20 protein-coding genes are annotated in these 24,945 nt (G+C 28.7%); all 20 read left to right on the top strand.

The window, feature by feature from the left end; translation table 11 throughout:
- Nucleotides 1-9: 9 nt before the first annotated feature.
- The 20 genes from LRR82_RS06205 (at nucleotide 10) to LRR82_RS06110 (ending at nucleotide 24,879) form a co-directional block, all read left to right on the top strand.
- Nucleotides 10-1,599: an SWIM zinc finger family protein gene (locus LRR82_RS06205; protein ID WP_249028570.1), complete on the top strand. Its 1,590-nt coding sequence runs from the start codon at nucleotides 10-12 to the stop codon at nucleotides 1,597-1,599.
- A gap of 124 nt (nucleotides 1,600-1,723) precedes the next feature.
- On the top strand, nucleotides 1,724-2,029 hold the full coding sequence (locus LRR82_RS06200; RefSeq protein ID WP_249028569.1) for a type II toxin-antitoxin system RelB/DinJ family antitoxin: 306 nt from the start codon (nucleotides 1,724-1,726) through the stop codon (nucleotides 2,027-2,029).
- Nucleotides 2,030-2,402: 373 nt separating this feature from the next.
- Nucleotides 2,403-3,743, top strand: a complete 1,341-nt coding sequence (locus LRR82_RS06195) for an RNA-binding domain-containing protein (protein ID WP_249028568.1) — start codon at nucleotides 2,403-2,405, stop codon at nucleotides 3,741-3,743.
- Nucleotides 3,744-3,992: 249 nt separating this feature from the next.
- On the top strand, nucleotides 3,993-4,676 hold the full coding sequence (locus LRR82_RS06190) for an alpha/beta hydrolase (RefSeq protein ID WP_249028567.1): 684 nt from the start codon (nucleotides 3,993-3,995) through the stop codon (nucleotides 4,674-4,676).
- A gap of 69 nt (nucleotides 4,677-4,745) precedes the next feature.
- Nucleotides 4,746-5,387, top strand: a complete 642-nt coding sequence (locus LRR82_RS06185) for an SGNH/GDSL hydrolase family protein (protein WP_249028566.1) — start codon at nucleotides 4,746-4,748, stop codon at nucleotides 5,385-5,387.
- A gap of 128 nt (nucleotides 5,388-5,515) precedes the next feature.
- Complete coding sequence (locus LRR82_RS06180) at nucleotides 5,516-6,268, top strand: YARHG domain-containing protein (RefSeq protein ID WP_249028565.1); 753 nt, start codon at nucleotides 5,516-5,518, stop codon at nucleotides 6,266-6,268.
- Nucleotides 6,269-6,279: 11 nt separating this feature from the next.
- Nucleotides 6,280-7,842 carry a DUF2130 domain-containing protein gene (locus tag LRR82_RS06175; protein ID WP_249028564.1) on the top strand — a complete coding sequence of 521 codons (1,563 nt, stop codon included), beginning with the start codon at nucleotides 6,280-6,282 and terminating at the stop codon, nucleotides 7,840-7,842.
- A gap of 143 nt (nucleotides 7,843-7,985) precedes the next feature.
- On the top strand, nucleotides 7,986-9,065 hold the full coding sequence (locus LRR82_RS06170; RefSeq protein ID WP_249028563.1) for a GGDEF domain-containing protein: 1,080 nt from the start codon (nucleotides 7,986-7,988) through the stop codon (nucleotides 9,063-9,065).
- 5 nt (nucleotides 9,066-9,070) lie between these two features.
- A complete protein-coding gene (locus tag LRR82_RS06165; RefSeq protein ID WP_249028562.1) occupies nucleotides 9,071-10,729 on the top strand; it encodes an ABC transporter substrate-binding protein in 1,659 nt (552 codons plus the stop codon).
- A 306-nt stretch (nucleotides 10,730-11,035) separates the two neighbouring features.
- A complete protein-coding gene (locus tag LRR82_RS06160) occupies nucleotides 11,036-11,746 on the top strand; it encodes a metallophosphoesterase (RefSeq protein ID WP_249028561.1) in 711 nt (236 codons plus the stop codon).
- A 72-nt stretch (nucleotides 11,747-11,818) separates the two neighbouring features.
- On the top strand, nucleotides 11,819-13,300 hold the full coding sequence (locus tag LRR82_RS06155) for a TIGR02677 family protein (RefSeq protein WP_249028560.1): 1,482 nt from the start codon (nucleotides 11,819-11,821) through the stop codon (nucleotides 13,298-13,300).
- Nucleotides 13,297-14,403, top strand: coding sequence for a TIGR02678 family protein (locus LRR82_RS06150; protein WP_249028559.1), 1,107 nt, complete (start codon nucleotides 13,297-13,299; stop codon nucleotides 14,401-14,403). The genes LRR82_RS06155 and LRR82_RS06150 overlap by 4 nt, the downstream gene beginning before the upstream one ends.
- Before the next feature lie 12 nt (nucleotides 14,404-14,415).
- Nucleotides 14,416-18,426 carry a TIGR02680 family protein gene (locus LRR82_RS06145; RefSeq protein ID WP_249028558.1) on the top strand — a complete coding sequence of 1,337 codons (4,011 nt, stop codon included), beginning with the start codon at nucleotides 14,416-14,418 and terminating at the stop codon, nucleotides 18,424-18,426.
- Nucleotides 18,417-19,676 (top strand): TIGR02679 domain-containing protein, encoded by a 1,260-nt coding sequence (locus LRR82_RS06140; protein ID WP_249028557.1) that lies wholly within the window; start codon nucleotides 18,417-18,419, stop codon nucleotides 19,674-19,676. The genes LRR82_RS06145 and LRR82_RS06140 overlap by 10 nt, the downstream gene beginning before the upstream one ends.
- A gap of 12 nt (nucleotides 19,677-19,688) precedes the next feature.
- Nucleotides 19,689-20,042, top strand: coding sequence for a hypothetical protein (locus LRR82_RS06135; protein ID WP_249028556.1), 354 nt, complete (start codon nucleotides 19,689-19,691; stop codon nucleotides 20,040-20,042).
- A 139-nt stretch (nucleotides 20,043-20,181) separates the two neighbouring features.
- The gene (locus LRR82_RS06130; protein ID WP_249028555.1) at nucleotides 20,182-21,501 is read left to right on the top strand and encodes a circularly permuted type 2 ATP-grasp protein; all 1,320 of its coding nucleotides are present in this window, start codon (nucleotides 20,182-20,184) and stop codon (nucleotides 21,499-21,501) included.
- Nucleotides 21,483-22,145 (top strand): alpha-E domain-containing protein, encoded by a 663-nt coding sequence (locus LRR82_RS06125; protein ID WP_249028554.1) that lies wholly within the window; start codon nucleotides 21,483-21,485, stop codon nucleotides 22,143-22,145. Before LRR82_RS06130 ends, LRR82_RS06125 begins: the two co-directional genes overlap by 19 nt.
- A 12-nt stretch (nucleotides 22,146-22,157) precedes the next feature.
- On the top strand, nucleotides 22,158-22,970 hold the full coding sequence (locus LRR82_RS06120; protein ID WP_249028553.1) for a transglutaminase-like domain-containing protein: 813 nt from the start codon (nucleotides 22,158-22,160) through the stop codon (nucleotides 22,968-22,970).
- 11 nt (nucleotides 22,971-22,981) lie between these two features.
- The gene (locus LRR82_RS06115) at nucleotides 22,982-23,944 is read left to right on the top strand and encodes a M14 family metallopeptidase (RefSeq protein WP_249028552.1); all 963 of its coding nucleotides are present in this window, start codon (nucleotides 22,982-22,984) and stop codon (nucleotides 23,942-23,944) included.
- Nucleotides 23,944-24,879 carry a M14 family metallopeptidase gene (locus LRR82_RS06110; protein WP_249028551.1) on the top strand — a complete coding sequence of 312 codons (936 nt, stop codon included), beginning with the start codon at nucleotides 23,944-23,946 and terminating at the stop codon, nucleotides 24,877-24,879. Before LRR82_RS06115 ends, LRR82_RS06110 begins: the two co-directional genes overlap by 1 nt.
- Nucleotides 24,880-24,945 lie beyond the last annotated feature (66 nt).

Below are 24,945 nucleotides of genomic sequence, written 5' to 3'. Positions count from 1 at the left end.
GAGGAAATCATGTTAGAACAAGCTGGACCAGCAATAGTAAGTAGGGGATATGAGTACTATATAGATGGATTGGTGGGAGAAGTGGAAGAAAAATCTATCTATGAATATCATGCCTTAGTAGCAGGTAGTGGAAATCAAGTATATGATGTAACAATACATACCAATCATCTTAGAAAATCCACATGTACATGTCCCTATGCAAATGGACATAGTATATGTAAGCATATGATTGCTCTTTATTTTAGTGTTCATCCTGAAGAAACACACGATTATGAAGAACGGTTGTTTTCAGACTATTCCCATGAATATGATGATGAATATGATGAATATGATGATGAATATGATGAATATGATGATGAATATGATGAATATGATGAATATGACGAATATAATTATAGGGATAGTTTTACTAAACCAGACTATTTTGAGGAAGTATTATATGAATATGTAGGGAGCTTATCGTTAAAACAAGCACAAGAGATATTAAAGAAAGAATTACTAAAAACTCCAAGAGATACTTATTATGAGTATCTACAGGGACCTTGTTTAAATTATTTAGTAAATAATCCACTGCAAGGTATTGTAGATGATATTTCTAAAAGGGTAAGGGAATTGCAAAGTGATTATAATTATGATTATAAATATTATCAAGAAGAGTTACTAACCAAACAACAAAAGCAACAAATAACTTCTAATTATCATAAGAATAATCTATTTCAAAAACAAATAGATAATCTTCTTCTTACTAAAGAATTAACAGTGTATGACAATTATAATTGGATTAGTGACTTTTATCAAAAACAAACAAATAATAATGTATTAGAATTTAGAATAGTATTAGAAGAATACTTTAAGTTATTAAAGCAATATAATATTAGGACTACTGCTCCTAAATCAAATGTTTTAATAACACTAACAAAACTATATAGTTATTCTAAAGAAGAGATTGTACGCAATCTAATTAAATACTCTAAGTATCTTAAATATGTAGAGTATGTAATAAATAATTTTGAAGATAAAGAAGAATTATACACGTTAACAAAAGAATTACTAAATAAAAAACATCTATACCGTAATCAAACAATTAGTGATATATTTATGAAACTATATACATTAACACTTAATAAAGATATCTATAAAGATGCATTACTATATGAATTCTTATATACTAATAGTAGTGCTATATTACAAGAATTAGAGTTACTTAATAACTTTGATGAAACTATTAAAGTTATTAAAGATAAATCATATAATATTTACACCTTAGAAATACTATATCTATATACAAAAGATCCGAAGTCATTATATGAATTAGCGATTGAAATGAAAAAAGAGGATATCTTAATGCGAAATGTTACTTTTTTAGAAGAAGATTATAGAGAAGAATTATATACTAAATTTATTAATAAGTTCTATGATATCTTAAAATTAGAAAAGAGTAGGAAGAATTATCAAGTAGCATGTCGTTATATAAAACCTATTAGTAAATTAAATAATGGAATAGTATTAGTAAATGAAATTATCGAAGATCTTAAACAATCAGAATATGCTTCTAGAAGAGCACTGTTTGATGAATTAAATAATATTATAAAGAACTAAGAGAAAGATGGATTTTATACTAATAATTGTACTAGCAATAATTCTAGGATTTGCGATATATAAAACATTAAAACGTATACAGGGAAAAGAAATATGATGTAATAACAAAAAGGATATGAATGCTATGGAAAAAACAGTTATATTGAATTTAAGGGTGGATCCAAATGTAAAAAAACAAGCAGAGGAGGTTCTATCTAAATTAGGAATCCCAATGTCTACTGCTATTGATATGTATTTGAATCAGATTTCATTGACTGGTGGAATACCATTTCCAATAACATTACCAAAAGCACCAGCAAGTGTTAATGCTGATATTATGATAGACGACGAGTTATATACCAAGTTGCTTCAAGGAGTTAAGGATGCGTATTCAGGTAAAACACAAAATGCAGAAGCTGCTTTTCAAAATTTTAGAGAGATTAATTTTTAATGAAGAAATACGCTCTAGAAATTATAAATAATGTATTTTTAGATAGGTAACAAATTTATTTTTATATTGCTTATGATTTGCAATCATCGGAAATTCAAAAAAACAATATGATTGCATTGCAAATGGAATTTTAATGCTAGAGACATTGCTAGCTATAGATTTAATCATGTCTGGAGGATAAGTAGAGTTGCTACTAAACTGCATGTTAATGATACATAAATATTCAATACTATAAAATGAGTGATTGTTGAAATATTGATTCGTTGGTTTTATAAAATTATTTTTGACAAATGTTTGAGGCAGTAATATTTACTTTTGGAAGTAAATTTTGTATATTAAGTATAATAAAGTGAAAGTGATGAGGTGATTGAGATTGCAAGAAAATTATAAGATAGAGTTTAAATCTATACTGAATGATAAATTGGAAAAGGAAGTGGTTGCTTTTTTTAATAATCGTGAGGGAGGTGCGCTTTATATTGGATTAGATAATGATGGACACCCAGTGGGCCGTATAGATGTTGATGACGTGCAACTTAAAATTTCAGATCGCATTAAAAATAATATCTTACCAGTAACACTTGGATTGTTTGAAATTCGCACAGAAATGGTTGAAAATGTAGTGGTGGTCAAGGTCGTGATATGTAGTGGCACGGAAAAGCCTTATTACATTAAAAATAAAGGAATGTCACCGAGTGGTTGTTATATGCGTATTGGTTCATCTTCGTTACCGATGGCACAAAATATGATAGATGAATTTTATGCTAAACGTATCCATACAACCTTACGCAGTGTCATTGCCCCACGTCAAGATTTAAGTTTTGCTCAACTTAAAATCTATTATGAAGAAAAGAAACTGACATTAAATGAACGCTTTGAAAGCAGTTTGGAGCTTCTTACACCTGAGGATAAATACAACTATTTAGCGTACTTACTTGCAGATGAGAATGGGAATTCTATCAAAGTTGCTAAGTATGCCGGAAGAGATAAGATGGATTTAATTGAGAATGAGGAATATGGTTATTGCTCGTTAATAAAAGCGACCAATGCGGTGTTGGACAAGCTGAAGATTGAAAACATCACCCGAACAAAAATAACTAGCACGCAACGAATTGATAAAAATTTGGTAGATCCATTGGCAATGCGAGAAGCAATTATTAATGCGATTGTACATAATGATTATAGTCGTGAATTTCCACCAGTATTTGAAATTTTTAGTGACAGACTGGTGATGACTTCATATGGTGGGTTGATGATGGGACAAAGCGAAGGAGATTTCTTTAGTTGCAGTAGCATGCCACGTAACCGTGAATTGATGCGTGTGTTCCGTGATGTTGGCTTGGTAGAACAACTTGGTTCAGGTATGACACGTATTTTGCAAGCATACGATAAGAGCATTTTTGAAATTTCAGACCATTTTATCCGTGTAGTGTTACCATTTGAACAGATGCAATCTCTACCTGAAGATGAAAATGTCACCAATCATGACACCAATGTCACCAATCATGACACCAATGAAGGTATAACATTAAATGAATGTGAAGAACAGGTGTTACGCTACATTCGTGAAAATGCTAATGTAAAGCAAATAAATTGTGGAGAAGAGTTAGGTCTAAGTACACGTCAAGTAAAACGTTTGTTTCAATCCCTCAAAGAAAAAGGGCTGATTGAACGTGTTGGATCTTCTAGAAGTGGTAGCTGGCTAATAATTAAGTAAGTACAAACTTCTAACAAAACAAATTACAATGGAAATTAATGTACAGAAAATATATTAAAACGGCAATGAATTTATTTAAACTTGTTTTTGCCAAATATATTAAATAGTATAATAACTATCAATATGATTGTTGTTATGCTATTTTTTATTATCAAGTTGTATTGTAATGTAAATACGTTATAATATTTAAAAGAAGACTACTATTTTAAATATTTATTACTATGATAGAAGAGATGGGGGAAGATGATAATGAAAAAAAGAGTCAAAATATTAATCCTAATGATAACTTTATTAGTTATTGGTTTTGGAGGATTGTGTATATATGCAAGTGATTACCGTACATTAGATGAAGAATACTATACAATATTAGAACAAGAGGATGTATATTTGATCGATGATTATGTTTATTTTGAAGGGGATAGTGAGATAGGCTTTGTCTTCTATCCGGGTGGAAGAGTAGATTATCTAGCATATGCGCCATTATGTCAAAAATTACAAGAGCAAGGGGTTAATGTATTCCTAGTAGATATGCCTTTTAATATGGCTTGTTTTGGCATTAATAAAGCGGATGATTTCATAGAAGAGTATGAAGAGATTACTTCTTGGTATATTGGAGGACATTCATTAGGTGGAGTAGCTGCCGACATGTATGCTGTTAACAATGAAGAGAAAATAGAAGGAGTTGTATTTGTAGGTATTTATGAATCGATGGGATATGATTTAGAAAAAACAATTACGATTGTTGGTTCTAATGATTTAAGAGTAGGAGATAGTGTGGATTATTCAACAAATGTGTATATTATTGAAGGTGGAAACCATGCTCAATTTGGTAACTATGGTGAAAATGATGGAGATGGACAAGCAACAATTTCTTCAAAAGAACAACAAGATCAAACAGTACAACTTATTATTGAATTTATGCAAATAGAATAATAAAAGGAAATGTGTAGTTATTGAGCAATACATTTTTAAAAAAATGTCCAATAGAGAAAGGGGTTTATTATGGAATCTATTTTTATTAAAAATCAAATAATTTTATTTCAAGGAGACAGCATTACAGATTGTGGTAGAAGAAAAGAAATGTTTTTTCCAATGAGAGAGGGATATCCTGCTAAAATAGCAACTATTTATAAAGAGCTATATCCAAATACACCAGTTCAATTTGTAAATAGAGGAATATCAGGTGATCGAGTATGTGATATATTAGAACGTTATCAAGAAGATATCAAAGATGTGCAACCAGATTTTATTTCTTTATTAGTAGGTATTAATGATGTATGGAGAAGGTATGATGAAAATAATCCTATGTCACTAGAAGATTTTACGAAATATTATAAACAGTTATTACAACAACTAAAAGAAGATTTCTCGCAAGTACCAATCATTATGATAGAACCTTTTTTAATACCAACAGATCCTTTAAAAGATAAATGGCATGAAGACTTAGACCCTAAAATACAAGTAGTTCGTAAACTAGCAACAGAATATGCTACGTATTATTTAGCGATGGATGGTATTTTTGCATCACTTGTTGCAAGTAAAACACATCAAGCTAGTGAACTTTCTTTGGATGGAGTACATCCTACTAGTTTGGGTCATAGTGTAATAGCCACATCTTGGATGGAGTTAGTAGGTTTATTATAAAATAATGGGTTATTGAATTTCAATAACCTATTATTTTTTATTATCCTTTATACTAGCAACGATGTTATAAAAGCGTTATACTAGATGTAGAGAGATGAGTATAAAAAATTGGATATTGGAGAGAGAAAATGAAGACTATAAAGATAATTAGTAGTTTCTTTTTATGTGTGTGTTTATTAGGTTGTCAGGTTGACAAAGAAGAGGAAGATGTTAGCCAAAACAATGAAGAAGTTGAAGTAAATGAATATATATTTGATACAAGTAGTGAAGAAGTATTATCTTCGATTGATTTATGTATGTTAACTAGTGAAGAGCTAAGAATTGCAAGAAATGAAGTATATGCACGTCATGGATATATTTTTGAATCTAGTGATTTAAATGAATACTTTAATGAAAAATCATGGTATCAAGAATCAACTAGTGAGTTAGAAGATATTACACTTAGTTATATTGAACAACAAAATGTTGAGCTAATTAGTGAAATAGAATCAATAATGGAAGATGGTTGTGAAATATCTATTTCTGCATGGAAATTAGAAGATATTAAAATAGAAGATAATAAACTAATCGTTTGTTCTAATAGTGAAGGGATGCAAACTTATCAAGAATATATTGATAGTTGGGATTTTCTAGCTACTACAGAAATATCTTTTGAACTAGCAAGTGATTGTCAATGGGCTTTTAGCTCACCATCTGTATTCCAAGGAGACTACAGTGAAAACGTAGAAAGTACACAAACAGAAGTATTAGAATCATTACAAACAGAAATAGCAGATATAGCATATGCCACTAGCATGGATAATCCATATGATACCTCAGTAAGTGTAATGATTGTTATTAGTGAACAAAAAGTAACTCATGTTTTTAGAGTATCGGCATAGGAGGAAGAAAAATGAATGAAATAAAATGTCCAAAATGTGGAGAAGCATTTACGGTTGATGAATCTGGTTATATTGCAATTGTAGCCCAAGTACGAGATGCAGAATTCCAAAAAGAATTATTAAAAAGAGAAGAAATGTTACAAACAGAAAAAAACAATGCTTTGCAACTAGCACAAGCTAGTGCAAAAGCAGAATTAGAAAAAACATTATCTACTGCTAAACAAGAAATCGAACAATTACGTTCTCAAATTGAATTAGCTAAAACAGATAAAGTGATGGCATTAAAACAAGAAGAATCAAAACAAAAAGAAGAATTAGTCCAAAAAGATGTTCTAATCGGTAGATTACAAGAACAACTACAAAACAATCAAAAATCATTTGAAATAGAAAAAGAAAATGATCGTAAACTTCAAGAAGCAAATGCAAAAGTTGAACTAGAAAAAACATTATCAGATGCAAAACAAGAAATCGAACAACTAAAAGCCCAAATATTATCAGCAGATGCTAAAAAAGAAAACGAATTAAAAATCCAAGAAGCAAATGCAAAAATAGAACTAGAAAAAATGTTATCTACTTCTAAACAAGAAGTAGAGCATCTAAAATCACAAATTTTAGTTTCTCAAAATGATAAAACAATGGCTTTAAAAGAAGAAGAATTTAAAAAGAATACAGAATTATCAAAAAAAGAAATAGAAATCACAAAACTACAAGCTAATATTGAATCAATGAAAACTGGAAAAGAACTTGAATTAACTACTATTAAAGATAGTTATGAAATAAAACTAAAAGAAAAAGATGAAGCAATTGATTATTATAAAGATTTAAAAACAAAATTATCTACTAAAATGTTAGGAGAAACATTAGAACAACATTGTGAAATAGAATTTAATCGTTTACGAGCTACTGGTTTTCAAAAAGCTTATTTTGAAAAAGATAATGATGCTAGAACTGGTAGTAAAGGAGATTATATTTTTAAAGAAAAAAGTGATAGTGGTGTAGAATTCATTTCTATTATGTTTGAAATGAAAAATGAAAATGATACAACAGCTACTAAGAAAAAGAATGAAGATTTCTTAAAAGAATTAGATAAAGATCGTAATGAAAAAGGTTGTGAGTATGCAGTATTAGTATCATTACTAGAAAGTGATAATGAATTATATAATAATGGAATTGTTGATATGTCGCATAAGTATCCAAAGATGTATGTTATTCGTCCACAGTTCTTTATACCAATCATTACTTTATTACGTAATGCTGCTCTAAATTCTATTGCTTATCAAGAACAATTACTGGAAGTTAGAAATCAAAATATTGATATTGCAAATTTTGAAAATAGTATGATGGACTTTAAAGATAAGTTTGGTAGAAATTATGATTTAGCTAGCAAGAAATTCCAAACAGCTATTAAAGAAATAGAAACAACAATTAAACACCTAGAAAAAACAAAAGAAGCATTATTATCATCTGAAAATAATCTTCGACTTGCTAATGATAAGGCACAAGATTTAACAATTAAAAAACTTACAAAAAACAATCCTACAATGGCACAGAAATTTGAAGAACTAAAAGAATAGACTAGAAGAGTTAGTGTGATAGCTAACTCTTTTTTAGTACAAAAGTATAGTTAATAGAAAGCTTTTTATGTTTTTTATCTAGACAATAGATGGTAAAGAGGAGTATCATTAAAGTATAATAGATAAGCTTGGGAGGGGATTCTATGTCGATGCTTCGTAGTGAAAAATTAAGATATTGGAGAATTTTGGGTCTCTTTTCGTTTGCTTTTATGGTTTTGACTTTTTTACTAATGCAAACAATGTCTACTTTGTATGATACAACAAGTGATTTATCTCAAATACAATATTTAAGTTCTAGTACACAACGATGTGTTCGTATGGCTTTAAGTGGAGATATTGATAATCAGTTGATTTATCAAATTGGGAGTCATACAGAAAGTGAATTAACAGTTGGTAGTCAAGATCAAATGAGTGTATTAGAGGATGAAAGTTTTACTGATAGTGCAATGGATGCAGTAGCTACTTGGGAAAATATTGTTGTATTGTTAGAAGAAGAGGAGTTAGATACTACTTTATTAGAATTAGCAGCAGATAATCATTTTAATTCAATGACTTCTTTATCTAATAACGTTACTGATTTAATAGAAGAGTTACATGATCAGGCACTTTATTTACAAGGAGCTATTATTTTAGTAATTATATTAGTTGTTATTCTAGCAACTACTTATTTTATACAAACATCAATTGTTATCAAACAAAATAAAGAATTAGCAGCTTTAGCTGCTATTGATACGGCTACAGGATTGTTTAATCGTTCAAGATGCCAAGATTTATTTAAGACAAAGTTAAAGACTGCAGGGGTTAATTTTGATGCTATTGTAGTAGTTGATTTAAATGGGTTAAAGAAGACAAATGATGAATTAGGACATCAAGTAGGTGATGAGTTGATTCGTTGTTTTGCAACCTTATTAAAAGAGGCTTGTGATATATATACGATCAAACCTTTTGTAGGAAGATATGGTGGGGATGAGTTTATTGTATACTACCAAAGTATTGAAAACATAGAAGAGGTTGAAATACTAGTGAAAGAATTGGCGTTTTTAACAGAACGTTTTAATGAAACAATGCGTCGTTTTTCAATATCATATGCATTAGGTTATGCTTTAAATGATTCTTTACAACAAGAACTTACAATTCAACAACTTTTTGAAAAAGCGGATGAAAGTATGTATCTAAACAAACAAGAAATGAAACGTATCAAAGCAAAAGAAGGGTTAAATTAGGGAAGATGATGGACAGAAGGAAACATAATGACTATGATATGATTTTTGAAACAAATGATATGTCAGGGTTTGAAGAAGAACAAGTAAAATTAAGTAAAAATGCTAGAAATATATTTTTAGTTATTTTATTTATGGTTCTAGGTGTTGGTATGGTATTCTATTGTATCCATTATAGTTCTAAAGAATATATAGAAGGTAATGTTCTAACAGTGGCTGCAATTACGACGGAACCTACTGATACATATGACTTATGTTGTCCTTGGAAAAATGCATCTTTTACAGGGGCTCTATTGTTTCAAACTTTATTTGTAACCGATAGTAGTTGTAGTGAGATTAATGATGGATTAGCACTAAGTTATAGTTGTAGTGATGATGGGTTGACTTATTCTATTACTATGAGTGAAAATGAATATTGGTCTGATGGAGAAATAATTGATGTAAATGATGTTGCTTTTAGTGTGGAAGCATTCTTAATGTGTGATGATGTGAATGCTAGTTTATCGACGGCATTTAATAAAATAGAGGGAGTAGAGGCATATCTAGCAGGAGATAGTGATTCGATTATAGGGATTACATGTGAAGATAATACGATTACATTTCAATTAGAAGAGAGATATAATAACTTTGCAATGATATTAACACAGTTTGTTGTTTTACCAGAACATATCTTAAAAGAGGAAGATTTATCTACTCTTACGGATGAACATTGGTTTTTCCAAAATGATAATCCTGTTTGTAGTGGGATGTATGTAAGTACGGGATTTGATGAAGATATGAATATAGTGTTATCTCAAAATGTTTATTATACTGGTAAAATGTCAGATATTGAAACTGTGTTAGTTTGTTGGGATTGGGAAAGTAGAGATATTGATTATTTTGAGTCAAGTATAATTAGTGATACAGTTAGTTATCGTAGTTTAAGGGAATATACGGAGTATGCAGTAGATGTTTCTTATTATCGTTATTTTGTCTTTAACGTGGCTAATAGTGAGGTAGTTCAAGATGCTCAAGTACGTCAAGCTATTAATTATGCGATTGATATTGAAGAATTATTTAGTGATTATTATTTTTCAACAGGTTCGCTAGTATATGCAGGGGATACCAACGCTAGTATAGTATATGAATATAATCCTGAAAAAGCTATTGAGCTATTAGAAGAAGCTAATTATGACTTTGATTATGTATATGAAATAGGTTATTATCATACAGATAGTACCACAAGAGTGATGCTAGAAAAAGTATGTGAGTACTTAAATGCAATCGGGATTCAAACAGAATTAAGACAGCTTGAAGGATGGGAGATATATGTTGAACCAACCTATGATATGTTATTTAAAGCATTATCAGCGTTTAATATTGAGGATTGGTATAATGAATATTTAATGACTTCTACAAATTTAGCTGTATTAATGGGAGAAGATGGCGTATTTGATGAATTAATAGCAGACTATAGTGCTACCATAAACCAAGAAGAACAAATAGAATATCAAAATCAAATAACGCAGTTAGAACAAGAGTTATTGTATAAACTACCATTATTTACAAGTTATAATTATATATTCTTAAACACTTCCCGTGTAGATGTGCCAGATGATTTAGAATTTGGAAATGTCCGTTATTTCTGTGATCTTCGTTTAGATGAATGGTCCATTCTAAAATCTTAAATACCATAAGAAAGTATTGCTTTTAATAAAAAGATAGACTTCACTTTGTAAGAGTTACGTCTATCTTTTTTTCTTTTTATAAATCATTATTTATAGTTGGGGTTAACCCGACTTTTTTAGTTACTGTTATTTTGTAACATCTTTATTTTTAGTGTATAATATGGTTGATAAAAGAATTTTTATTGTCTTGTAGTCTTAGTTATATTTTGGAGAATAACAAGATATTAATAAAGTATCTAAAAGAGGTATTTAAAAGGAATTATAGTGTTATAAATAGGAATGAAATATTTGAATGGAGGCTAGGAAATGATTTATGTAATGAGTGATTTACATGGAAGATATGATGCTTTTTTAATGATGTTAGATGAAATTTCATTTCAACAAAATGATATTTTATTTTTGTTAGGAGATTATGTTGATCGAGGGGATCAAAGTATGAAATTACTTTTTGATCTTATGTATCGAGATAATGTTTATTGTCTTTGTGGTAATCATGATGTATTAGCTTGTGAATGTTTAAAAGTGTTAAAACAAGAAATAACAGATGAATTTATTCAATCATTAGATGGTGAAACATTAGAAATGATTATTGAATGGATTAATCATATTGGCGGAAAAGCAACATTAGATGACTTTAAAAAATTAAATGAAGAACAAAAAGAAATGATTCTTGAATTTTTAGATGAATTACCAATGTATGATAAAATAGTTGTTAACAATCAAACCTATTTATTAGTTCATACCTTAGGACATAAAGAATTTACTAGAGAGAAAGATATATCAGAATATGATTATGATCAATTATTGTGGGAACGTTGTGATTATGGTATGGAGTATTATAAAGATAAAATATTAATCACGGGACATACACCAACATTATGTATATTTGACAATCCAAATCCAGATAAAATTTATAAAAAATATAATCATATTGCTATTGATTGTGGAATGAAACGATTAGCTTGTTTATGTTTAGACACAATGGAAGAATTTTATCTAGATATTACTACAAAATAATTTAGTAAAGTAGATAATGAAATAATCAAAAAGAATGCATTGATTTAGAATATAATGCATTAGGAGAAAAACATGAAAATAAATGATAAACTATTAAAACCGATTGAAGAAACAACCTATTTACATGTAGAAAATACGGAACGATATCGTATTATTGTCCGTTATTTTTATACTCAGTATGAAAATTTACAATACTGGATGTATAGAGAAGAGCTATATAATATAGTAAAAGAAACTAATTTGTTTGAAGATTATACAATGGAGAAATGCCAGAGTGATTTACAAAAATTAGCTCAGTGGGGAAATCTTTTATATGTTCAAGACACCTCAAAAGCAGCTTCTTTAGAAGAATTTCAAAACCGTCAATACCGTTATAGACTAAGTCCTTATGGTGTAGAAATAGAACGTATGACTATTCTTTTAGAAAACTTAGAAACAAAAGGTGCTTCGTTATCACCAACATTATTAGAACGTATAAAAAATCAAATCTTACAAGTACATGATTTAGATAAAAAAACAAATGTAGAAGTAAGTGCCTGGTGGAGTAGTTTGAATGATGATTTTATAAGATTAAATAGAGATTATCAAGATTATATTTCTATGTTAAATAGTGTAAAAGCAGAAGAAATGATGAAATCAAGAGAGTTTTTAGAATTTAAAGATAAATTAATTACTTATTTACGTACTTTTGTGAAAACAATGCAAGAGTATTCGTATATTATTGAAAATTGCTTACTAAAAGTAAAACCAGAACAATTAGAAACAATCTTTCATCAAATTGTTGCATATGAATTATCTATTCCTAGATTAGATGCTATTCCTTTAAAAGAAGACCTAATGGAACAATGTCACTTAAAGTGGCAAAGTATTTATCGTTGGTTTGTAGGAGAAAATGATGAAAATGAAATAGTTCGTTTACAAAATATTACAAATGAAATTATACGTAAAATAACTAGATATGCACTAAGCATAGGAGAAATGCATCATCATGGAGCAAATAGAAAAGAAGAATATCGGAAAATAGCAAGTATGTTTGAACAACTAGAATCAATAAACAATTGTCATATTTTAAGTGCTTCTGTTTTTGGTAGTGAACATACGACACATTTAAAAAACATTAGTCAACGTCTAACAGATAGTATATATAGTGGAGTTTACCAAGAACCAGCACATTTTCAACATCTAGATGTTCGTACTCGAGTACAAAAAGAAAAAAGCAATCGAAAACCACCAGAAGATTTTGAATTAGAAAGAAGAATGCAAAAATTAGAATTAGAAAAACAAATGGAACATACAAAATACATCATGGATACCTTAACAAAAGAAAATATATTAAACTTATCTTCTTTACCACCAATTAGTCAAGAAGCTCGAAAAATAATTTTAACATGGCTAACAAAAGCACTTACGAATAAATCGAAAACAGCAAAAACAGATTCTGGATTAATTTATCGAGTAGAAAAAGAAAAAGAAGGGGAATGTGTTTTAAAATGTAGTGATGGTGATTTTATTACACCTTGCTTTAAGATTATATTTGGAGAGGATTCTAAATGAAAACAATTGAAGAACTGTTAAATAGAAGATGGGTATTAAAAAAAGATAATACCGAACTGTATTATCAAATAAAAGATGATAGCAAAGAAATAAGACAAAAAGTATATGAAAAAATAGGTTATAACTTAATAATCACCCAAAATCTAATCAAATTAGAAAAAATTCCTGGTAAAGGAGAAGGGTGGATGGGTATCCAAGAATTTCAAACAAATACAGAATATCAAATGTTTTGTTATCTTCTAATGTATTTAGAAGATAAAGAAATAGAAGAACAATTTGCACTATTAGATATTAGTGAATACATCAAAACTCAATTTCAAAATAATCAAATTGATTGGGAAACTCATAAAAATAGAAGACAATTTATTCATGTTATCAAATTTGCTCTAAAAAATGGATTACTAATTCTAAATGATGGAGATGAAGAAGGCTTTTTAAAAGATGAAAAAGCAAATGCATTATATGAAAATACAGGAAACTCACGTTACTTTATGAGACATTTTACAACAGATATCATGGATTATCAAAAATCAGAAGACTTTCTTTATGGACAATGGATAGGAATAGAAGAAAATCGAGGGATTGTTCGTAGACAAAGAGTGTATCGTAAGTTGTTATTATCATTGGGTATTTATCGTTATAGTACAAGTGATGAAGAGGATTTTCAATATGTTAGAAATTATCGAAATCAAATTGAAAAAGATTTCCAAAAGTTATTTCCATGTACTTTGCAAGTACATTCATCAAGTGCTTATCTAGTAATAGATGAAGATGCTATTTTAAAGAAAACAATTCCAGGTGTTGGGACAATGAATGATTTATGTTTAATTGTAAATGAAAACATTAGGAAATTAATAAAAAATAATAAATGGATAAAGAATGAACATGAAATAGTCAGTATCCAAAAAACAGAATATGATTTGGCAATACAAAAAATATTGAAAACAAATATTGAGAAATTACCAAAAAAATATCAAATAGTAGGAATTGAAAATTTAACAAAACAAGTTATCGAATATCAAGAAAACGTAGGGTTTATTTTATTAGAAGAACAAATGGTAGTTATTTTTCCAATTGTAGCAAAAATAGTAGGATCATTTTAAGGAGGCATTGTAATGAGTAAATGGCATATGAATAAATTAGGGGTAGTTGATTTTTGGTTTTATGTAAATGAGGAATTTTATTTTGATCATGGACATATGTTGCTTAGAGGAAGCAATGGTAGTGGAAAATCAGTTACGATGCAAAGCTTTATTCCTTTGTTGTTAGATGGGAATAAAAGCAGTGAAAGGTTAGATGCCTTTGGAAGTAAATCTAGAAAACTAGAAAGTTATTTGTTAGATGAACAATCAGGTAGAGATGATCGAATTGGTTATTTATATATAGAATTTAAAAGAGAAGATAGTGAAATATATAAAACAATCGGTATGGGGATGCGTGCAAGAAAAGGAAAACCATTGGATTCTTGGTATTTTGTTATCGATGATAATCGTCGCATTAACAAAGAAATTTCCTTATATGATGGGAAACTTGCAATTACAAAACTGCAGTTAAGAAACATCCTTGGTTCACAATATATAGAAGGTCAAAAAGCATATATGGAAAGAGTAAATCAAAGTATTTTTGGATTTGCGAGTAATGATATTTACAAAGAGGCGATTGACTTGATTTTGAAATTACGTATGCCAAAATTAAGCAACACATTAAAACCAACTGCTATTAATGAGATGCTAAGAGATTCATTGCAACCATTATCACAAGATGAGTTACGTCCTATGAGTGAAGCAATATCTAATATGGATAGCCATCATGATAATATAGAAACGCTAAAAACAGCAATACATAGTAGTAAATCAATTCTTTTTGTTTTTGATAAATATAATGAATATATGTTATATGACAAATATCAAAAATATAATCGAGAAAACAAAGATTTACAACAATTTCAAAAACTAGAAAAAGAAAACAATAAATTATTAGAACGAAAACAATTAGAATTAGACAGTACTACTAATTTACTAAAACAACTAAATGATGAACAATTAGTTTTACAACAAGAAGAAGCAACTATTTCTAATGACAACATTAATCAATTATACGATCAAGTACAATTATTAGAAAAAGAGAAAAAAGAAAAAAATCAAACGATTCAAATAAAACAAATAACATTAGAAAACAAAGAAGATACTTATCGTAAAAATGAAAAAAAATTAGAACAGAAAAACTATGAGTTATCTTTATTAGATCGTACCATCCATGAATCTTTTTTAGAATGCAATCAAGCACAAAAAACAATTGGAAGTACGGACTATGAAATATTAAAACAAGATCTAATGACGAATCTTACTAATTCTTATGAGTATGGAGAATTCTTTACAAATACGGATACTATTTTAGGACATCTATTAACAGGTTTGCAATTATTCCAAGAATATGAATTAGAAAAGAAACAGTTAGACCAAAAAGTAGAACAAATAGAATCTTATAAAAACTCAATAGAAGAACAAGAAAACTTATTAAAACAAGCAACGGAAAGATATGAAATAAAAATAGAAGAATATAAAGAAAATATTTATCATTGGAATGCCAAAAATAAATATCTAAAATTAGATCAAACTAAATTAGAGTTACTTATTTCTATTTTATGTGATTATTTAGAAGAAAATAATTATCGTGATATTTTAACAATGATTTCTGATTGTTATTTAGAATCTTATCAAGATAATCTTTTAAATAAATCTAGATTAAAAAAAGAACAAGAACAATATAAGGTAACATTATTGAAATTAGATAATGAACTTGAATATTGGCAAAATATGATTACAATTACACCAAAACTAACAGAAAAATCAATTGCAAATAGGAAATATTTAAAACAAAATAATATCTCTTATCAAATGTTTTATGAGTTATTTGAATTCAAAGAAGATGTAGAAGATGCAACAAAAAAAATAGTCGAAGAAATATTTTTTAATAGTGGATTATTGTATAGTCTAGTTGTTAGAAATGATGATCGAGAGGTTATTGTAAATAATCCTAATGGGATGAGTGATAATTATATATTTGTTGATCAATTAGATGTAAGTGCTTGTTATTTAACGGGAAATGATATAAAAAGTATTGAAAAACAAGTGAATGATTATTTAGCTTTACGATGTCCACTTCATGCAAAGATTACATGGAATGACCAAACTTATCGTTATGGATTCTTAGAAGGAACTTTATCGAAAGAGGAAGAATCAATCTATATCGGCAATGAGGCAAGAACAATCTATCGTCAAACTAAGATAAATATGTTATCACAAGAAATTGAAGATTTAGAAAATAAAATAACAGAAAATGAAAAACAAATAATGGATATTGATTTGATTTTTGAAGCTCTTCAAAATGAAAAAAATAGTTTTCTTTTAGAAGAAGATTTGAAATTAGTGGTAGAGAGTATTCATAAGGTAAACCAAACAATGGAAGTAATTATGAATCAAATACAAGAATTAAGTGTTTTAGTGGAAAAAGAGGATGTTTTATTAAAACAAAAATCAAATAAAATTAAAGAACTTGGAAATATGTTACAAATGCATCCATCAAAAGAAAACTTTACCAAACAAGTAGAAGGATATCGTGATATTCAAAAAAATGTGCGTGAAATTCAAGTGCAACACAATAAATATGTTTCCGAATTTGAAATAAAACAACACTATCATCTATCTCTAGAAGAACTAGAAGAAGATGTATTGTTATTAAAAGGAGAAATCTATCAAACTCAAAATAACTTAGATACGATTTTAGTACAATTAATAAGTAAGAATGAATTATTAAAAGAAGCTGGTTTTGAAGATATAAAAGAAAGATTAGAAGTAATTTCAAAACGTTTACATGAAATTAAAGATTTAATTATTCAAGAGAATGTTCATATTGGTAGTTTACGTACTTCTTTAGAAACAACACAAGAACAATTAAATAATAATCAAAAATTAATTATTTCTAAAAAAGAAAACACACAATTATATCAATCTTTTTTATATGAAGAACTAGAATTATTTTATGTTTTTGATAGAGATACTAAAAAAGTGGATTATGATAAATGTTTGAAAGAAAAATATTCGAATTATGAAGTAAGGAAAAATCCAGAAAACTTAGCTTTAGAAGTACAAGCTATGATGAACCAACATCGTGTTGCATTACAAGAAAATAATTTATTGTTATTATCCATATTTCCATGCGATGGAGTTGATGATTTAAAAACAAGAATAGATATTAAAGCAAGGTATGCAGGACAACAAGTAAGTTTAGAAAAACTTAAAAATTATCAATTAGAGGCTTTGGAATTAGAAGAAGTATTGTTATTAGAATCAGATAAGAATTTATTTGAGGATATTTTAGTGAATACAGTTAGTCAAAAGATACGTAAACATATTCAAAGTAGTTTAGATTGGGTAGAAAAAATGAATCGTTACATGAGGGGAATGGATACAAGTAGTGGACTTTCATTGAGTTTGAAATGGGAAAAAAGAACATCAGATGGACAAGAACAATTGCATACTCGTGAATTAATTACACTTTTACAAGCTGATCCACAATTATTAAAACCAAGTGATCGTCAAAAACTATCCAATCATTTTAGAGTAAAAATTGATGAAGCTAGAAAACAACAAATGCAAACAGGGAATTTACTTAGCTTTCATCAATTAATGCAGGATGCAATAGATTATCGTCAGTGGTTTGATTTTAAAATAATGACTCAAAAAACAGGTGAAAACAAAAAAGAATTAACAAACAATTTATTTAATTCTTATAGTGGTGGGGAAAAAGCAATGTCTATGTATGTTCCATTATTTTCTGCAGTAGCAGCGAAGTTTGAAAATGCTAGAAGTGATTCTCCAGTTTTAATTGCTTTAGATGAAGCTTTTGCAGGAATTGATGAAAAAAATATCAATAATATGTTTGAGCTAATTGCTAAGTTTGATTTCGACTATATTATTAACTCACAAGTTCTTTGGGGTGATTATCCAGCAGTTAAAAATCTGGCTATCTATGATTTATATCGACCAGAAAATGCAAAATTTGTAACAATGGTTTTATATAAGTGGAATGGTACGAATAAAAGGATGTTAGACACATGGCTATAGAAGAGCAGTTTTTGCAATATGCTAGCTCTAAACCAGGTATTCCTGTTTTTTTGGATAAATGGTTAGAAAGATATGAACAGTTAGAATATTTAGGCGGTTCTATTGTTTTAGTTGATTTATCAAATGATGAAAAGGAATCTATTGCAGCACTATTACAGGTAACACTACCTGGTGGTAGTGAATGGAAGATATCTTTTAACAAAGTAAAAAAAGCATTGGATAAAAGTAATTATGAAGAGATGGATTTTGTAAAAATGTTAGAATTACATAAGGGATCACCTTTCTATTTTAAAAAACAAAACAAAAAGCAAGAAAAAGAAAGTTATTTATCTTTTCTAGAAGATTTATTGGATATGTATGAAAATCAACCAATATATTCTTTTATAGAAAAGGTAGTTAGTCAACCAACTAGTTTTATCAATATTTTTAAACTATGGAAAGAAGATAAAGATACTTTGATTTCTTTATTTAATGCAATAAATGTTCTTCCTGTTTTCCAACAAAAGACTCAATTACTAATTGAATTTTTAGAAAATCATTTAAAAGACCCTCATTTCTTAGATCGATTAGCATATCAAAATTTATTTATTTCCATTCTAGAACATATCTTTGGTTTTGATGAAGAGGATGAGATAATAAAAAAAGATTTTTTATATTATCAAGCTGGTCTTATTTCTAATGATGTATCTAACTTTGTTATGATTTGTCATTTAAGTGCAAAGATGGAAGATATTCATCTAGCATGGCAAGCAATGTATGACTTATATGAACCTTGGATTATTCAAGTTTATAATATTCGTCAAATCAAAGAAATCATAGTTCCTAAACGAGTTTATATTTTAGAAAATCCATCTACGTTTCGATATTTATGTTTGCATGGAAAACAAAATAATATGGAAGATTGTGCTTTTATATGTACCTATGGGCAATTAAATTTAGCAGCATATTTATTGTTAGATATTCTAAGTAAAACAAGTGCAACTATTTATTATGCAGGTGATTTTGATCCTGAAGGAATATTGATTGCCGATAAATTATTAACTAGATATCCAACTATTTCTTTATGGAACTATGAAACGGATAATTATTATCAACATTTATCATCGAAAATGATTAGTGAAAAAAGATTAAAGATGTTAGATAAATGCATAAATGATCAATTATTACCTATTTGTGATGCCTTAAAGCAATGTAAGTATGCTACTTATCAAGAAGCATTACATCAAAAATACATACAAAAATTAAAATAAAAGGAGAAAAAGATGTTTTTTAAGAAAAAAGCCCCTCTATATTGTGATGCAAAAGCGATTATTGCTGCTTTTGAAGTAGATAGAATGTACGATACAATGATAGAAAATTTAACATTTGAATACAAAGAAAAAACACATAGAGTAGGGATGAATTGTTATGAAGTAGCAAAAGGAAAAAGAATAGATAAAGGACTTTATTTAGATGATCAGTTTTTTGCAACAATTGAAGAATTTCAAGAAAAAGCAATGATTGATGGAGTTTTATTTAAAGAATTAGGGGTAGTAGCCCTAACAAAGAGTGAAGAACACGGACATCCTAGGGGAAATGGTGTCCTTGCTAAATATGAAATTGACATGAATAAGTGATGGAATTTCCTCACTTATTTTTTTATTTGAAAAAGTAATATTTTTATTTGTTGGATGTTCGTTGACATGGTATATTTGATATGCTATCATTGTTAAAAATCAGTCAGTATAATAAAAAATTATCAAGGGAGGAAATTTTATGTTGTATGAAGACTTGTTAAATAAAAAAGAGGTTATTAATGATTTGTTAGCCCGATATGGAGTAAAGTTTGGTATTTATAAAAACAATACGTTTGTTGAACAATTGTTTCCTTTTGATACAATTCCTCGTATTATTCCAAAAGATGAATTTGATGTTTTGGAGGCAGGATTAAAACAAAGGGTGAAAGCATTAAATTTATTTATTAAAGATATTTATCATGAAAAACAAATTGTGAAGGATAATATTATACCAGAGGATTTTATTTATTCATGTAGTGGTTATTTACCAATGTGTGAAGAAGTAATGCCTTCTAAAGGTATTTATAGTCATATTTCTGGAATTGATTTGGTACAAGGAAAAAACAAAGAATGGTATATTTTAGAAGATAATTTACGAGTTCCTTCAGGAGCATCTTATCCGATGATTGCTAGGAAGTTAACAAGAAGAGGATGTCCTGGTATTTTCCATGATAATCAAATTGAAGATAACCGTGATTATGCAAAGATGTTAAAGGCAACGATGGATTATTCTAATACTGGGGGTTTAAATATTATTTTAACACCAGGTAGATATAATGCTGCTTATTTTGAACATTCTTATCTTGCTGAACAAACTGGTTCAAGACTTGCAACAGGTAATGAATTGGTGGTAGAGAATGATTATTTATATTTTATTGATTATACTGGGAATAAACAAAAAGTAGGGGCTGTTTATCGTCGTATTTCAGATGAATATTTGGATCCTATGACGTTTAATCCAGAATCATTAATTGGAATACCTCATTTGTATGATGTGTTTAGAAAAGGAAATGTAGCTATTTTAAATGCACCAGGTAATGGAGTAGCAGATGATAAAGGAATTTATTATTTTGTTCCTAAAATGATAGAATATTATTTAAATGAAAAGGCTATTTTACAAAATGCGCCAACTTATTTACCTTTTTATCAAAAAGATATGGATTATGTATTAGAAAACTTTGATAATTTGGTATTAAAGGATGTAGCAGAAGCAGGAGGATATGGTGTTGTCTTTGGTAGTAAAATGACACCTGATCAAAAAGAAAGTTTTATTACTTTAATGAAGGCAGAACCTAGAAGGTTTATTGCACAAGAAGTAATTGATTTTTTAGATGAGGATATTGTGGATAATGGTATTATTGTTAAAAGAAAAGCGGATCTTCGAGCATTTGTTTTAATGGCAGAAGAGCCAATGGTATGGAAAAGTGGATTAACTCGTTTTACTAGAGATCCTAATTCATTTATTGTTAATTCATCACAAGGGGGAGGTTTCAAGGACACATGGGTATTATCTCGTTAGAACATTCAGACCAATTAATTTGGTTAGGAAGATACACACAACGTGTGTATGAAACATTAAAGTTATTTTCAGATAGTTATGATATAATGATTGATACTGATTTTAATCATTATAAAGAGTTTTGTATGAATTTAGATATTCCAAATATTTATACTTCTACAGAAGATTTTTGTAAACGTTATTGTTTTGATCAAACCGATACTAATTCTATTGCTAGTAATTTAACTAGAGCATATGATAATGCGATTGTATTAAGAGAAGAAATAGGGAGCGATACATTATCTTATATTCAACTTGCTATTTATGATATGGATAAAGCATTACTTTCTTTAGCACCATTGATTGAATTACAAAAAGTGATGGATGATTTAATGGCATTTTGGGGAATGGTTAATGAAATAATGGTTAATCGTAATGCTAGAAATCTAATGAAAACAGGGAAACGTATTGAAAAATTAAGTTTATATACTCGTCTACATGCTAGTCAAGAAGAAATAAAAATAGAAGCATATCGTTTACAAAGACGTATAGAACAAACAAAATTAGCTTATCATCAAGAAGATATTGACCAAATTATTGAATTAACTAAGTCAAATCCAATTGATTATGTTCAATTAATAAAGGTAGTAGAAAATCTAATTTAGAAGGGCATTATTATGAAGCAGTTATACTTTCATTATCACATGGACATAATGTTTGATGATGATGTCCAAAATCATCATTTTACATTAAAATGTATACCATTAAGTGATACAAATCAAAAAATTGAAAACTTAAAAGTAGATGTTTATCCTAATCAATACCTTAGTGAAAGTAATGATTCTTTTCATAATGCTTGTATTATGGGGCATGCACCAGAGGCACATCAAAAATTCTATTTTGATGTAATAGGAACAGCATACACAGGTAGAAATGAAGCACGTATTTATGAAGATGTTTATAAAGTTGGGTTTTATAAATACCCTACAAATATCACAAAGCCAGGACATGCTTTACAAACTTTCTTTGCATCATTGCAATTTGGAAAGAGATCTACTAATTTTCAAAAAGCAATGATCATAATGGAACAATTACAAAAAAGTTACGAATATAAAAAAGATGTTACCAATATCACGACAACAGCGGAGCAAGCTATGTCTTTAGGATGTGGTGTATGTCAAGATTATGCTCATATTTTTATTGCGCTTTGTAAAATGGCAGGAATACCAGCAAGGTATGTAGTTGGTTTGTTAGTGGGAGAGGGTTATAGTCATGCCTGGGTAGAAATATTTGAAGTAGATGAAAATTGTCAGGATGTTGGTTATTGGATAGGTATTGATCCTACTAACAATATATTAGTTCATGAAGATCATATAAAAATATCAAATGGTCGAGATTATTTAGATTGTATTATTAATCAAGGAGCTTTTTTAGGCGGAGGAACTCAACATCAAACAATTTCAGTTATTGTTTATGAGGCTTATAAATAAGGGGAGTATGTATGGAGATCATAGTAACACAAGTAGAGTTACCAGTAGATGAAAATCTATCGGTTAAAAAGATGCGTTTAATACCAAAAGGTGTAACAAATATAGAAGGTTTAAAAAGGATTAGTATTGTTACAGGAATTCATGGAGATGAATTAGAAGGACAATATGTGTGCTATCAATTATCTTCCATTATTCAAGAAAATATAGATCAATTACAGGGTATTGTGGATATTTATCCGGCATTAAATCCATTTGGAATTGATTCTATTAGTCGAGGAATACCAGCTTTTGATTTAGACATGAATCGTATTTTTCCAGGACGTATCGATGGTGATATGAATGAATATATTGCTGCTAAAATAATAGAAGATGTACAAGGATCTGATTTATGTATTGATATTCATGCTAGTAATATCTTTTTAACGGAAGTTCCACAAATAAGAATTAATCAATTGCATAAAGATATGTTATTGGGTTATGCAAATAATGCGAATGTTGATTTTATATGGGTACATGGAGCTAGTACAGTATTAGAATCGACTTTTGCACATAGTTTAAATGTTTTAAATACACCAACTATTGTAGTTGAAATGGGTGTTGGTATGCGTATTACTAAAAGGTATGGTGATCAATTGTTAGATGGGATTTTTAATTTAATGAACTTATTAAGTATTTATGATGATAAAAAAATAAGAAATATTCGTAAACCTATTATTTCTGATGGAAATGATGATGTTTTGTTTCTTAATGCTCCAGTTTCTGGTATTTTTATAAAAGAAAAAGAACATGGTAGTTATGTTTGGAAAGACGAAGTGATTGGTAATATTGTAAATCCATTAAGTGGTCAAGTATTAGCGATAATTCAAGCTCCTGGAAATGGATGGTTGTTTACGACTCGTGAATATCCTGTAGTTAGTGAAGGCTCTTTAATGGGACGTATTTTAAAAGAAGCAGTGTATCAAGAGGTACGATAATGGAAAAGAAAATTTTATTTGAAATGACAGGTCTTTATCGAGATGATTTTCGTATTGTGGGTTATCAATTTGGTACCAATGAAAAATCAGCTTGTATTGTTGGGAGTACTAGAGGGAATGAAAATCAACAGTTATATGTTTGTGCAAAATTGATAGAGCGTTTAAAAAGTTTAGAAAAACAAGGTTTAATTAAAAAAGGGATTTTAGTAGTTCCTAGTGTAAACACGTATTCTTTGAATACAAAGAAACGTTTTTGGGGAATTGATAATACGGATATCAATCGCATGTTTCCAGGATATGATCAAGGTGAAACAACCCAACGTATTGCAGCAGGGCTATTTGATAATATTAAAGATTATCAATATGGTATGCAACTTGCTTCTTTTTATATGCCAGGTAACTTTTTACCACATGTTCGAGTTATGAATATAGCCGATAAACCCAATCAAGAGTTATTAAATTTAGCAGCTGATTTTGGAATGCCGTATGTTATTGCTCATCAACCTCGTCCTTATGATACAGCGACTTTAAATTATAATTGGCAAGTATGGGATACATTAAGTTTTTCAATCTATACCACTACAACGGATGAAGTAGATCATAAAAGTGCGATGAAAGCAATTGATGCAATTCTTAGTTTTTTATCAAAACAAGGAATTATTAGTTACAAAGGACATGAGGGATATATTTCAAAACAAATTAGTAGTCAAGATATTGTTACCATTCGTTCTAAAAAAGCTGGCTTTTATCATAGCTTTGTAAAAGTTGGGGATAGAGTTTATAAAAACCAAGTACTTGCAGAAGTAATTGATGCTTTTGAAGGACATGTAATAGGGAGAGTAGTATCATCTGATGAAGGGACTATCTTATTTGCTAGAAATGAAAGTAAAATGTATGCGAATACTGCAGTATTTAAAATAGCACCAGACTTATAACCACTCAATGAGTGGTTTTTGTATAGATTTTTTTTAAATTTACTTATATAATATAAACGAATCCCA

It is taken from the genome of Tannockella kyphosi (assembly GCF_021054785.1).
GTDB classification, from domain to species: Bacteria; Bacillota_I; Bacilli_A; order Erysipelotrichales; family Coprobacillaceae; genus Tannockella; species Tannockella kyphosi.
This window is presented reverse-complemented; position numbering and strand designations above follow the sequence as displayed.

Excerpts from the sequence above, each read along its gene's own strand:
- LRR82_RS06150 (WP_249028559.1), top strand. The coding sequence starts at position 13,297 with ATGAAAACAATTGAAGAACTGTTAAATAGAAGATGGGTATTAAAAAAA.
- LRR82_RS06205 (WP_249028570.1), top strand. The coding sequence starts at position 10 with ATGTTAGAACAAGCTGGACCAGCAATAGTAAGTAGGGGATATGAGTAC.
- LRR82_RS06135 (WP_249028556.1), top strand. The coding sequence starts at position 19,689 with ATGTTTTTTAAGAAAAAAGCCCCTCTATATTGTGATGCAAAAGCGATT.
- LRR82_RS06185 (WP_249028566.1), top strand. The coding sequence starts at position 4,746 with ATGGAATCTATTTTTATTAAAAATCAAATAATTTTATTTCAAGGAGAC.
- LRR82_RS06170 (WP_249028563.1), top strand. The coding sequence starts at position 7,986 with ATGTCGATGCTTCGTAGTGAAAAATTAAGATATTGGAGAATTTTGGGT.
- LRR82_RS06145 (WP_249028558.1), top strand. The coding sequence starts at position 14,416 with ATGAGTAAATGGCATATGAATAAATTAGGGGTAGTTGATTTTTGGTTT.
- LRR82_RS06190 (WP_249028567.1), top strand. The coding sequence starts at position 3,993 with ATGAAAAAAAGAGTCAAAATATTAATCCTAATGATAACTTTATTAGTT.
- LRR82_RS06140 (WP_249028557.1), top strand. The coding sequence starts at position 18,417 with ATGGCTATAGAAGAGCAGTTTTTGCAATATGCTAGCTCTAAACCAGGT.
- LRR82_RS06110 (WP_249028551.1), top strand. The coding sequence starts at position 23,944 with ATGGAAAAGAAAATTTTATTTGAAATGACAGGTCTTTATCGAGATGAT.
- LRR82_RS06200 (WP_249028569.1), top strand. The coding sequence starts at position 1,724 with ATGGAAAAAACAGTTATATTGAATTTAAGGGTGGATCCAAATGTAAAA.
- LRR82_RS06155 (WP_249028560.1), top strand. The coding sequence starts at position 11,819 with ATGAAAATAAATGATAAACTATTAAAACCGATTGAAGAAACAACCTAT.
- LRR82_RS06115 (WP_249028552.1), top strand. The coding sequence starts at position 22,982 with ATGGAGATCATAGTAACACAAGTAGAGTTACCAGTAGATGAAAATCTA.
- LRR82_RS06125 (WP_249028554.1), top strand. The coding sequence starts at position 21,483 with ATGGGTATTATCTCGTTAGAACATTCAGACCAATTAATTTGGTTAGGA.
- LRR82_RS06160 (WP_249028561.1), top strand. The coding sequence starts at position 11,036 with ATGATTTATGTAATGAGTGATTTACATGGAAGATATGATGCTTTTTTA.
- LRR82_RS06120 (WP_249028553.1), top strand. The coding sequence starts at position 22,158 with ATGAAGCAGTTATACTTTCATTATCACATGGACATAATGTTTGATGAT.
- LRR82_RS06175 (WP_249028564.1), top strand. The coding sequence starts at position 6,280 with ATGAATGAAATAAAATGTCCAAAATGTGGAGAAGCATTTACGGTTGAT.
- LRR82_RS06130 (WP_249028555.1), top strand. The coding sequence starts at position 20,182 with ATGTTGTATGAAGACTTGTTAAATAAAAAAGAGGTTATTAATGATTTG.
- LRR82_RS06180 (WP_249028565.1), top strand. The coding sequence starts at position 5,516 with ATGAAGACTATAAAGATAATTAGTAGTTTCTTTTTATGTGTGTGTTTA.
- LRR82_RS06165 (WP_249028562.1), top strand. The coding sequence starts at position 9,071 with ATGATGGACAGAAGGAAACATAATGACTATGATATGATTTTTGAAACA.